The organism is Vibrio sp. B1FLJ16, assembly GCF_905175385.1.
Classification (GTDB): domain Bacteria; phylum Pseudomonadota; class Gammaproteobacteria; order Enterobacterales; family Vibrionaceae; genus Vibrio.
Genome location: NZ_HG992749.1, coordinates 921,038 through 933,979 on the forward strand (window position 1 = coordinate 921,038; position 12,942 = coordinate 933,979).

The 12,942-nt window shown below is 47.9% G+C and carries 8 protein-coding genes; 7 read left to right on the forward strand and 1 reads right to left on the reverse strand.

What is annotated here, in order from left to right; translation table 11 throughout:
* Window positions 1–17: 17 nt before the first annotated feature.
* The 6 genes from KHN79_RS04285 (at window position 18) to KHN79_RS04310 (ending at window position 10,088) form a co-directional block, all read left to right on the forward strand.
* Window positions 18–1,115 (forward strand): hypothetical protein, encoded by a 1,098-nt coding sequence (locus tag KHN79_RS04285; protein WP_182011112.1) that lies wholly within the window; start codon window positions 18–20, stop codon window positions 1,113–1,115.
* Between the two features lie 302 nt (window positions 1,116–1,417).
* Window positions 1,418–2,602, forward strand: coding sequence for an isochorismate synthase (locus tag KHN79_RS04290; RefSeq protein ID WP_182011069.1), 1,185 nt, complete (start codon window positions 1,418–1,420; stop codon window positions 2,600–2,602).
* Entirely contained in the window at window positions 2,602–4,233 is a 1,632-nt protein-coding gene (locus KHN79_RS04295; protein WP_280519661.1) for a (2,3-dihydroxybenzoyl)adenylate synthase, read from the forward strand. The genes KHN79_RS04290 and KHN79_RS04295 overlap by 1 nt, the downstream gene beginning before the upstream one ends.
* Window positions 4,234–4,291: 58 nt before the next feature.
* A complete protein-coding gene (locus KHN79_RS04300; RefSeq protein ID WP_182011070.1) occupies window positions 4,292–5,170 on the forward strand; it encodes an isochorismatase family protein in 879 nt (292 codons plus the stop codon).
* 33 nt (window positions 5,171–5,203) lie between these two features.
* Entirely contained in the window at window positions 5,204–9,151 is a 3,948-nt protein-coding gene (locus KHN79_RS04305) for an enterobactin synthase subunit F (protein WP_182011071.1), read from the forward strand.
* Window positions 9,144–10,088 carry a hypothetical protein gene (locus KHN79_RS04310; RefSeq protein ID WP_182011072.1) on the forward strand — a complete coding sequence of 315 codons (945 nt, stop codon included), beginning with the start codon at window positions 9,144–9,146 and terminating at the stop codon, window positions 10,086–10,088. Before KHN79_RS04305 ends, KHN79_RS04310 begins: the two co-directional genes overlap by 8 nt.
* Before the next feature lie 16 nt (window positions 10,089–10,104).
* Here KHN79_RS04310 and KHN79_RS04315 read toward each other — a convergent pair whose 3' ends face one another.
* A complete protein-coding gene (locus KHN79_RS04315) occupies window positions 10,105–10,830 on the reverse strand; it encodes a 4'-phosphopantetheinyl transferase superfamily protein (protein WP_244812597.1) in 726 nt (241 codons plus the stop codon).
* Window positions 10,831–10,948: 118 nt separating this feature from the next.
* Here KHN79_RS04315 and KHN79_RS04320 point away from each other — a divergent pair, with 118 nt between their 5' ends.
* Complete coding sequence (locus tag KHN79_RS04320) at window positions 10,949–12,913, forward strand: TonB-dependent receptor (RefSeq protein ID WP_182011073.1); 1,965 nt, start codon at window positions 10,949–10,951, stop codon at window positions 12,911–12,913.
* The last annotated feature ends 29 nt before the right edge of the window (window positions 12,914–12,942 follow it).

Genomic DNA, 12,942 nt, shown 5'->3' on the forward strand with positions numbered 1-12,942 from the left:
CAGGGATTAGCCGTGTGATGAGTAAATTAGGACAAAAATTAAAGCCGTGGCTGTTAAGCGCAGGTTTATTAGGTCTAGCTGCCTGTGAGTACTTACCTCACAGTGCTAAGGTTGAGTTATCGAAACAGGAAGTAGCGCAGGTCGTTGAGCAGGCGAAATTTGCAGATGACGCCATTATGCAGGCATTTGAAAAACATAACTTCGTCGCGATAGGGGACTATCACTGGAACGATGCATTCGTACGTTATGCTACTGAGCTGGTGGTTAAACCGGAGTTTTCCCAGCAAGTAAATCATGTTGTGGTGGAGTTTGGTAACGCTAAATTCCAGACTGTGTTAGATGACTATTTGTCGGGTGATGAGGTTAGCGAAGATCAACTGAACTCGGTGCTTAGAGGTGCGCTTTACTTTATGGCGTGGATGCCGGATGTGTATCGCGACTTTTTCAAAGCGATAAAACAGCGCAATGAAGATTTACCTGAGGGTGAGAAAATTCGGGTGCATTTAGCAGAAGCCCCTTTTGACTGGGATACAGTGCAAGATGTGAAAGTGTGGAAGCAAGCGGCATCTCACAAGACCGATTATTTCTATCAAATCGCGGCTGAGAGAATTAAGAATAATGAAAAAGCCTTGATGATTTTCGGCGCGTTTCACTTGATTAATGCACCGAAAGAATATGTGGCGAAATCGACGCAGTCGGACTGGCCACTGGCCACGCGTTTGGAGCAAGATTTCCCGGACAGCGTCTACTCGATCTGGCCAATGACTGACCCTGAAGTGGTGAAGACTTTCGGCGCGGCAAAAACTCCGGCAATACTGGATGTTCGCCAAGGCCCAGTACAAGAACTGCGTTTGATCGATTTTTTGCCTAAGGCTCGCTACAAACTGGCTGAGATGGATAAGATGGACGCACAGGTCGGGGAGCTGTTTGACGCGTTTCTTTACCTGGGTGAAAACCAGAGAACCATGACCTTACCTCGAGATGTAATATCAGACCGGGCATGGGTAGAAGAAATGCAGCGACGTGTTGATATTATTGGAGGCAAAATGCAGACGCGCTTCAATGAACTGCGCGAGATAAGTGAAGAGCGATATGGCTTAAGCAACAACGGCTAGCGTAATTTACGTTGAACTACATGCATAACGATATGCAGAATGGCTGAATGAGGGATCATCTCAGCCATTTTCTTTTTCTTATCAATGCTTATCACCCTTATTCTCCCTTTCTTTTTCATTTAAATGGAACAAATCTCAAACTTATAAATAATGCGAATGATAATAGTTATTAAAATCATTTGATCAAATGTAGCGGTGTATGTACTCTTTACCATCAAGTGAGAGGGATTCTCATTTGTACACTCATGTTAAATACAGTTTGAGAGATAATTATGCTTCGTAACTCAATAGGGAGCAGTACTATGCTCACAGAGTTTCTAAACGCTCATCCGGATGATGCTTCGTTTTTCTTCAGCTCACCGACAGTCACGTTACTTACACAAGGCATTGCTGCAGAATTTTCCCAACAAGTCAGATTTTCAGAACTAGATACTTGTATTAGCCAACTACTCGAGTCAGTCAAGGAAGACGAAAACGATAATCCTGTTGCTGTCGGCGTGATTCCGTTTTCCGAACACAACCCTGTGCATTTCATCGTACCTGAGCGTTTGTGTACTACATCTCCGATTCGACCGGATAAAGTGGCTGATTTTGAGGGTTCTAATCAGTGTCATCCAACCTCTATTCAGCCGATCCCAGCACTGGAAGCATACAAGCGTAGCGTAGAGAGGGCGACGAGTGCTTGTAATGCAAGGGGCGGGAGATTGGAAAAAGTGGTTTTGTCCCGAACGATGCAAGTCGATACCGAGCAAGAAATAGACCGAACTCGATTCCTTAAGACACTGTTAAAGCAAAACCCTGGTGGTTATACCTTCTCCACCCGCTTGGGCGGACTAAACAGCGAAACATATCTGATGGGCTCAAGCCCTGAACTGCTGGTTTCCCGTAAAGGATCTCACGTTTGTTCTAATCCGCTGGCGGGGTCGCGCAGGCGTTGTGATAACGAGACAATAAACCAGCAGCAAGGTGAGCTGATGATGGAGAGCGGTAAGGATCTCCATGAACATGCGGTTGTTGTGGATGCAGTAGAGAAAGCGCTTCAGCCCTGGTGCCACAATCTTTATGTTCCTATGGTGCCATCCGTTATTGAAACCAAAGCTATGCTGCATCTTTCCACCCGAATTGAAGGAACGGTTTCAGACTCGACAACCAGCGTGCTCAAGCTAGCCAGCGCTCTTCATCCGACGCCAGCGGTATGTGGTTACCCCACAGATCTGGCATATGACTTTATCGACAAAGTAGAACCGTTTGACCGTGGTTACTTTACTGGCTTGGTTGGCTGGGTTGATGCTCGTGGCAATGGCGAGTGGGTGGTGGTGATTCGCTGCGCAGAAGTTGAGAAGCAGCGCTTACGAGTTTATGCCGGAGCCGGAATCGTCAGTGGCTCTGACCCGCAAAGTGAACTGGAGGAAACGGGCAACAAAATGCGCACCGTACTGAACGCGCTGGGTATTGAGATTCAGGAAAATATGGAGGTGGTCGTGTGATGTTTCCTGATATGAAAGAGCCTGAGATGAATTCGTCGGGGTTTACTCCCTGGCCAGATGAACTAGCTCGTCAATATCAAGATGCAGGTTACTGGACAGAGCAAACCATTCCACAGATGCTTGAAGTCAGTGCTCAGAGGTATCCGGAGCAGGTAGCGCTCGTCGCTGGCGATCAGCAATGGACTTACCGAGAGTTATCTGATCAGGTTAATGCTCTGGCAGCAGGCTTCCAGCAAAAGCTGAAATTACAGCCTGGTGATAAAGCGGTGTTGCATTTACCTAATATGGGCTCCTTTTACCTGAGTTTCTTTGCGCTGCTGAAAATTGGGGTTCAGCCGGTGTTAGCTTTGCCTGCACACAGGCAATATGAGATTCGTTACTTTTGTCATTTTACTAAGGCAAAAGTACTGATCACAGCGCCGCAAGTCGGTGTTGATACGGCAGACATTGCACAAAAAATCGCAGCTGAATTACCGACACTAGAGACTGTTGTCTGGGCTGGCGATAAAAGCTTAAAGCCAGTCGATAGTGTTGAACTGGAATCGCTTGTTTTACCAAACGTGGCGTGTGCTCCCCAAACTGAGCAAGACTTTGCTTTCTTCCAGCTATCGGGTGGTACGACAGGCACACCAAAGCTTATCCCACGTACACATATGGACTATCTTTACAGCGTCCGAGCTAGCAATGAGGAATGCCATTTTTCAGCGCGAACTCGCTACTTGTGTGTTCTGCCAGCTGCACATAACTTCCCGTTGAGCTCCCCTGGGGCATTGGGATGCTTTATGGCTGGTGGAACCGTGGTGCTCTCGCTGGATCCTAGTCCGCAGACCGCATTCCGGTTGATTGAAAAACATCATATTACGGTTGCAGCATTGGTGCCGCCGTTGGCGTTGCTATGGCTGGATGAAGCGGAACGTACAAAACATGACATTAGCTCTCTGGAGGTTCTTCAGGTCGGCGGGGCGCGATTTAGTGAATCGGCCGCAAAACGTGTCAAACCAACGCTGAAGTGCACTTTACAGCAAGTGTTTGGTATGGCGGAAGGGTTGGTGAACTACACCCGGTTAGATGATCCTGAATCGGTGATTGTCGCAACACAAGGCCGTCCGATGTCACCGGCTGATGAAATTTTAGTAGTCAACGAAATGGGTGAGCCAGTACCTCGGGGAACCGCTGGAATGTTGTGTACCCGCGGCCCATACACCATTCGCGGGTACTACAACGCCCCCGAACACAATGAGCGTGCCTTTATCTCCGGAGGCTACTACCGAACCGGTGATGTGGTGGTGTTAACCCATGACGGTAACCTGCAAGTGGTCGGGCGCGACAAAGAACAAATTAATCGTGGTGGAGAGAAGATTGCCGCCCAAGAGGTAGAGAATCATCTGATGGCACATGAAACCGTGCACGATGCCGCGGTTATTGCGATACCGGATGATTATCTCGGAGAGCGCAGTTGTGCCGCATTGGTGTGTCTTGATCAAAAGCCGAAACCGATTGAAATCAAGCGCTTCCTGAGAAGCCGGGGCTTAGCCGACTTTAAGATCCCTGACCGGGTCATTTTTGTTGATGTGCTACCGAAAACGCCGGTCGGAAAGATCAACAAAAACAAACTCCTTGAGTTGATTTAGCCCACCTCACCAGATTTTAGCCAGAAATTTCCATCACTAATTTTAGGAGAAATGCCCCATGGCAATTCCATCTATCGCGGGTTATCCGCTGTCTAAATCGATCCCGAAAAACCGCGTTTCCTGGCAGGTCGAGCCAGAGCGTGCTGTGTTATTAATACACGACATGCAGCAGTATTTTCTTAATTTTTATGACCTCAACAGCGAGCTGATACAAACGCTCACGGAGAATATCCAGGAGATAAAACAAGCCTGCATTGAAGCTGCTATTCCTGTGGTTTACACCGCTCAGCCGGGTGACCAGCGCCAGGAAGACCGTGCTTTACTGACGGACTTCTGGGGACCGGGTCTTATAGCCGATGACACTGTCACGCGAATTCTGCCTGCTCTTGCCCCAACTGAACAAGACATTGTGTATACAAAGTGGCGCTACAGTGCCTTCCAGCGCACACCGCTTAAATCCATGCTGGATGAAACAGGCCGCGATCAACTGATCATCGTGGGTATCTATGCGCATATTGGTTGTATGCAGACCGCGGCAGAAGCATTCATGACCGACATTCAGGCATTTATGGTCTCTGACGCAGTAGCAGATTTCTCTGAAAGCGACCATGAAATGGCGCTTAATTATGTCGCGGGACGGTGTGGCTACGTGCTGGATAAACAGCAACTGCTGCAACAGGTCAGTGATGTACCGGGTGTACATACGATTCCTCAGTCTGAGCAAGATTTAGCTCAGCAACTGGCTGCTTTACTTGATGTCTCTGTTGATGAAATTGAAGCTGACGACAGTCTGCTGGATTTCGGTCTTGATTCGGTTCGGATCATGTCTCTGGTTGGAGACTGGCAGCAAGCCGGACTGGATGTGAGCTTTATGGAGCTTGCCGCTCAGCCTTGTTTGGCGCATTGGTGGCAGTTAATCGAGAAGAAAAGCGCCTAGCGCCCGACAAGGACAAGTAGCAAAGGAACGAATATGTACGATTTACCCTATACTGTGGAGCAACTGCTTCCGCTTACTGATGCTCAGGCCGGTATCTGGTTTGCTCAGCTTCGCGACCCGGAAAATCCGATATACAAAACCGGCGAATACCTGGTTATTGACGGCAGGGTTGATGAGCCTTGTTTTGTCGAGGCGGTGAAAACCGCACTGGATGAGGTCGACTCACTGCATGCAAAATTTGTCACAACCACCGAAGGGCCCCGTATGGTGATTGAGCGACAAGCCTGGCAAGTGGATCGCTTAGATTTATCTTCTGAGTCGGACCCGCTCGACACTGCTGTTGAGTGGATGAAGTTGCAGCTTAAAGAACCGGTTAATTTAGAGCAGGGGCCACTGTTTGCAATGGCGCTGATAAAACTGGCGGAAGACAAGTTTGTCTGGTTCTTATCGCTGCACCATATCGCGATTGATGGCTACAGCATGTCACTGATCGTTTCCCGAGTAGCGCATATTTATAGTCAGCTTATTAAAGGAGAACAGTTTGATAAGGTCGAGTTTGTTGACCAGCAAGCATTGTTAAAAGAAGACGATGACTACAAAGCTTCGGAGAAATATCAGAAAGATCGCGCGTTTTATTTGCAGCGTTATGCCGACCATTCGGATACAGTGAACCTGGCTGGTCAGCCAACCGTTACCTCTGATCACTTCCTGCGTCTTAAGGGCGTCATGCCCGTCAGTGACTTTCAGCAAATGGAACTGCTTGCCAAGCAGTGTCGCACTCACTGGTACAGTGTGCTTATCGCTTCTATTGCCGCTTATGTTCACCGTATGACTCGCTCTAAAGAAGTGGTACTAGGCGTTCCGTTAATGGGGCGTCTCGGGTCGGTGGCAATTCAAACCCCAGCGATGCGGGTTAATATTCTGCCGGTACGAGTTAGCTTTGAAGAAGGGCTGGATATCAAAACGCTGGTTAAACAGGTAAACCAGGAGTTCTCATCGGTTCGTCGTCATCAGGGTTATCGTTATGAAGAGTTACACCGTGAACTCCACTTAGTGAAAGACAACCGCAATCTGTTTGGCCCGCTGGTAAATATCATGCCATTTGATTATGAGCACAAGTTTGGCGAGCTGAAATCCAAGGCGCACAACCTTTCGTCCGGGCCGGTGGATGACATTTCACTTTACTGTTATGAGCTTGGCGGCGAACTGCACGTCGACATGGATGCCAACCCGGAGCTGTATTCAGAACGTGATATTCAGGAGCACCAACAACGCTTGTTCCATTTTATGAGTGACTTTTTTGCAGTTTCTCGTGAGCTAACAGCAAGCCAATATAAAGTCAGTGATGTCAGTCTGTTGCTGGCTGGCGAACGGGAAAAAGTCCTCAGCAGCTGGAATGATACCCATCATCCTGTTCCCGAAACCACTTTATCTGCACTGATGGCAAGACAACGAATCTTAACGCCACACACAACCGCACTAATCGTGGAAGATAAACAGCTCACTTATGAGCAGTTAGGAAGAAAGGTCTATTCATTGATGAACTGGCTGTTCGCTCAAGGCGTTGAAGCGGGAGACCGAATCGCGGTGTGCGTACCGAGAAGTGAAGAACTGATCGTTGTCCAACAAGCCATTCTTGCTGCCGGAGCGGTTTATGTGCCGATTGACCCTGATTATCCAGAAGGTCGTATTCACTACATGTTGGAATCTTCTGCTCCTAGGTTTGTGTTCTCTACTTCAGTATTGCAATCCAAATTGCCACCAAAGGTGGAGATAAGACTGGTTGATGACGACACGTTGCCGACAATTTACACCAGCGTGGAACCATTGCCGCCTCAAGTTCAGCCAGAGCCACATTCACCTGCTTATATGATTTATACCTCAGGTTCGACCGGTAAACCTAAAGGCGTGGTGGTCAGTCATGATGCAATAGTGAACCGTCTGTTATGGATGCACGACCAATACCCAATAGGTGCAACTGATCGTGTACTACAAAAAACACCTGCCGGTTTTGATGTGTCGGTGTGGGAATTTTTCTGGCCCATGATTGTCGGTTCTTGTCTGGTAGTGGCAAAACCGGACGGACACAAAGATCCCGTTTACTTGCAGGAGCTGATTAATAAAGAGCAGATCACCACAATGCATTTTGTTCCCTCAATGCTGCAGATTTTTGTACAGCAAGCGAATCCTCAGAGATGCCAGAGTTTACGTCAGGTATTTTGTAGCGGGGAGGCATTGCCGGTTGAACTGGTGAATCAATATTATCAATCCTTTAATACGCCGTTGCACAACTTATATGGTCCGACTGAGGCTGCGGTTGATGTGACTTTCTGGCCAAGCGAAGCCAATACGCAAGCCAGTTCGATACCAATTGGCCGCCCAGTGTGGAATACGCAAATCTACATTCTGGATGATGCTCTAAATCCGGTTCCGCCGGGTGTTGTAGGGCATCTGTATATTGCAGGCCGCCAGCTTGCGCTCGGGTATCATGGTCAGCCGGAGCTAACAGCAGAGCGGTTTATTGACAATCCATTTGGTGCGAAAGGAAGCCGCATGTATTTGTCTGGCGATCTGGCACGCTGGCGTGATGACGGCGCAATTGAGTACTGCGGGCGTAGTGATTTTCAGGTTAAGATCCGTGGTTTCCGTATTGAGCTGGAAGAGATTGAAAATGCGTTAGCCAGTCATCCTGATGTGGCACACGTTGCGGTGCTGGCACAAGAGTACAGCGATGGTGATAAACGTCTTGTGGCGTATGTCATTGCAGAAGGGGCTGAGCAATCTATTGATACGACTATGCTACAGAAATATCTTGCTGAACCGCTGCCTGATTACATGATACCAAGCTACTTTGTTCTGCTTGATGCCTTCCCGCTCACACCAAACGGAAAGCTCGATCGCAATGCGCTACCAAAACCTGATTTATCGGGTCAGGTCGGAACCAAAGGACCGAGCAATTTGGTTGAAGAGCGCTTGTGCAAGTTGTTCTGTCAGTTACTGGAGTTGCCTGCTGTTGGTGTTGACGACAACTTCTTCGAACTAGGCGGTCATTCTTTGCTAGCCGCGCAGCTTATTGCGCATGTGAAAGAGATCATGGGTATCGAACTATCACTGGCCGCTGTGTTTGAGTCGCCAACCGTTGCCGGAATCGCAGCTAAACTGAATGGCAGTGAAAGTGATGAAGCGCTCAACATGCTATTGCCATTGCGTAAGCGCGAGGGTAAAGCGGCGATATTCTGTGTTCACCCTGCTGGTGGTTTAAGCTGGTGTTACGCTGCGCTGACACCGATTATTCCGTCTAATATTCCTTTGTACGGAGTTCAGGCACGTAACCTTGGTGACCCGTCGGCACCGTTACCGAAAAGTATGATGGAGATGGCGGAAGATTATGTCGCGGCAATTCGCAAGGAACAACCTTTTGGGCCATACCATCTGCTTGGCTGGTCTATTGGTGGCATGATTGCGCATTTGATGGCGGGTATCCTGCAAAAGCAGGGGCAGGAAGTGGGTTTGCTAACCCTACTTGATTCCTACCCGACAGAGCAGTGGCAAACCATGAATCCTCCGGGAGAAGAGCAAGCATTGGGAGCTCTGATTCGAATGGCAGGTGTCGAGTTTGATGAATCCGCACATAGCAGCATTACTAAGCCTGAAGTGATCGATATTCTCCAAGATGCAGGATCGTCGATGGCTCATCTGAGTTCAGAGACCATATCGGCGATGATTGAAGTGGTGATCAACAACAACCATCGCGTAAGAGACGCGGTAGATTACCGTTATCAGGGCGATATGCTGTTCTTTAATGCTGAGAAACCACCAGAAGAGTCATTCCTGGATCGTAACGGATGGTTTAACTATATGGATGGTAATATCAATGTTGTGGATGTTAACTGTATCCACCGGGACATGATGCGACCTGATATGTTGCGTCTGATTGGAACCCGTATGGTCGAAGAACTGAGAGTGAAATTTGATGTCTGAATCTGGTAATTCAATAGCGCCAGAGCATAAGTGGGAGGGGAGTCTTTCCCCTCTGACTTTCTTCAGGGGTAAGCTTGAATCCGGCGCTGTTTTAGCGATTGGTGAAGCACACTGGTATGTCGGTCTGTTTGAGCAAATGACACAGGTATTGCTCTCTCCCGAGCTGGATGGTGTGTTTAGTTATTTGTTTGTTGAGTTCGGTAATGCAAAACATCAGGCGTTGTTAAACGACTATTTGCGCGGAAAGGCGATTTCTGAGGATGAGCTGGCGGCAGTATGGCTCGACTCCATCGCATTTCCTGCATGGTTGCATCCCTGCTATGGTGAATTTTTCCGAAGACTTAAAGAAGCAAACCGATCGCGTAAGACGCCTCTCGAAGTTATCCTGACGGAACCAGCATTCAACTGGCAAGATATTGATAATCCGGCTCAACTTGCCAGGCTGAATGTCGGGCGAGATCAGGCTTTTCTCGACGGTATTCGCAGGGTAAAGAAAGCCACCGGACAAGGCGTGGTGGTACTGGTCGGTGCGAGGCACATTATCAAGTGTTCGCCCGTTTCGGGACCAGCACTCCATCAGCCATTTGGTGTGCTGGCCGGGCAGATGTTTGTTGAGCAATATGTTTCTGTCTGGCCGCATATGCTGCCGACGGAACTTGATCCGGATAACGCCACATATGGCGTCTATTCCACTCAACAGCCAGCGTTTAGCCAGATGTCCTTTGTCGATTTGGTTCCAAATAGACTACCAGTGAATCCATACCCAGATATATCAGTTGCTCAGCTGATCGATGCATACTGGTATTTGGGGCCGCAGTGTAGAAAACTGGATGCCGCTGGTATTGATATACCGCAGGTGTGGAAAGCGCGTCTCAAACAGAGGCTGCCACTTGTTAATGAACGCCAGAGCACCGTTATCCAAAAGGTCATTGAATGATAAGTTTCAACAGGCCCTAAATTAAGTAACACAGCGAGAGAACGTATTGTTCGGTAAAACAATAGTGCCCTTGGAATTCTAGCTCTGGCAATCTGGATTGGAGATCACTTCGGTTATCTCCAATTAGTTCAAACTGAAATTGTCCGCTGTTATCCGTTTCTGGCTGCAACGTGATTTCCGCATCAAGAAAGTCGAAATACACCTTCACAAACGGAAATAGGCACTTAAAAAGGCTCTCTTTGATACTGAAGATCAGAATGTTCGGAATGGTTTCTGTTTCTGTTAACCAAGACTGTTCATTGCGTGTGTACACAACAGAAAAAAGGTGCTTGTCGAGCGGGTGGTTGTTCTCCACGTCAATACCGATACTTGCCACGTCATTTTTGAGTGCGCAGGCAGCAAGACAAATCGAGTCAGTATGACTAATACTGCCGCTGATCGTTGCAGGGAAAACAGGCTCTCTAGATGCTCCGACCAAAATCGGTAGGCAGTCTGCAAATACATTATTTGGTATCAGCTTTTTGATGGCAACACGGGCAGCGTGGCGACCAGCACGGAATTCTTGCTGGCGCTTGTTCACTGCTTTCTGAATGTATTTCTCTTCCAAAGGTAAGCCATATTTCGAATACATATCCGGTGTGGCTTTCACAAGCTGAATAACAGGTTGATTACTCTCAACGCAGCAGCACGACGGCTCGAGAATCGTATCTAATCTGATATTTTTCCATTTTTTGCAATTCAAAATACAGTCCACCTCAAAACACAAATGATAATGCAATTGATAATTATTGTTATTTATATATTTTTTTATTACAGTTGGCGAGGTTAATTCATACAAAAAATAGATATAAGGATATGCAGTGAATACTTTAGTAAATAAGCCCGCGTTTTTGCCCTCTGTTCTGGCAGCAGCATTAGTGACAGCGTTTAGCGGTCAAGCTTATGCGCAGGACCAGAATGATGTTATAGAAATGGAACGTATGGTGGTCACCGCGTCATTAACTCAGCATTCTGAGCTTACTGCTCCCGCATCGGTTTCCGTTATTACTGCAGACGATCTCGCCAAAATGCCGGTTAAAGACATTTCAGAAGCTGTCCGCAGTGCAACTGGCGTCAGCGTTCTGAGCAGTGCCGCCTATGGGCGAAACACCATTCGTATTCGTGGTCTTGAGTCTAAACACACTTTGATTCTGATAAATGGCCGCCGCATTAACTCTCAGGATGCATTGATCCGCGGTAATGACTTTGACCTGTCGACAATTCCGCTGACAGCAATTCAACGTATCGAAGTGGTTCGCGGTCCGGTTTCTTCGCTGTATGGCTCAGAAGCGATGGGCGGTGTGGTGAATGTGATTCTAAAGACACCGACTTCCGAGATGGCTGGTTCGCTAGGGCTTGAATACGAAAACTTATTAGAAGGGGACGGCGGTGATGGTTGGAAAGGTCATGCTTACGCAAGCGGGGAGCTGACTCCGGAGATTGCGGGCAGCATCATCGTTGAAAGTTCTACCCGTGACCCGTGGCGCACGGACGCAACACCGGATTACGATGCGCTTGAAGAGAAAGACACGACAAACATTTATGGTGATTTGTCCTGGCAGCTAACAGAAGAGCAAACGCTGACTGCCGATGTAACATACACCAATGATGAACGTAAAGCGGTCTGGGTTCACCCACGTTCAGGAGACCAGACCAATACTCAGGATTCTACTCGCTGGAACTACGGTTTAACTCACGATGGCGCATGGTCTGCATTTGACTCTCAAGTTCGCTTATACGGCGAAACCATGGATTTGACTGACGGCAGTACTGCTTATTCAAATGGAACTGCAGATGTTGAACTGCAAAATAACTACGCCGATTTCAAGTTGTCTGGACTGTGGCGTGACAGCCACTCCTGGGTATTTGGCGGTGAATTCCGTACGTCAGAGCTGAACAACAGCCGTGATATCCCGTCAGGTCAAATCGATTACCACCAGGGAGCGGTATTTGTACAGGGTGAGTTTGACTTCGATAAGCTTGCGTTAACTTTAGGTGGCCGCGAAGACTTCCATGAAGTGTATGGCAATCACTTTAGTCCACGTGCTTATGCGGTCTACAGTTTCACAGATGAATTCGTAGCAAAAGCCGGTGGTGGCGGTGGCTTCCGTGCGCCGGGCATGATGGAGAGCAGTGACCAGGTTCGTATTATCAGCTGTGGTAACCGTTGTTGGTTAACGGGTAACGACGATCTGAAACCGGAAGAGTCTGAAAGTTATGAAACAGGCTTGGCTTATGAGACGGATTCGTTCGGTCTTGGGATGACTTACTACTTCTCGAAACTGAAGAATAAAATTGAACGCGATACCAGTACTGCGGTTGGAATGGACGGCTCGATGCCTATCATCACTTACCAGAACATCGGTAAAGCAGAAGTCAAAGGCGTTGAGTTAGAGGCCTGGTACGACATTACTGACTCCGTTAACGTGTCTGCAAACTACACCTACACCGATGCAGAAGATAAGAGTTCAGGTGAGATACTGACCGATACACCTGAACATCTGGCAAACTTTGATGTTAACTGGCAGGTCTTCGACTCAGTCACTACCTTTGCCCGCGTGAACTACATAGGTGAGCAGATAATCACGAGTATAACCAGCCAGGAAGATGAAACGGTAGATGGTTACACATTAGTTGGTCTTGGTGTGGCATACGACTTCCAGCAACTGAATCTGAAAGCGGGTGTAAATAACGTCTTTGATGTTGAGCTGGATGACGAAGACGACTACTACGGTTATTCAGAGAAAGGTCGCAGTGCGTACGTCAGCGCGACCTACCTGTTTTAAGTTAACCGCTTAATTTTTGGTTAAAATCA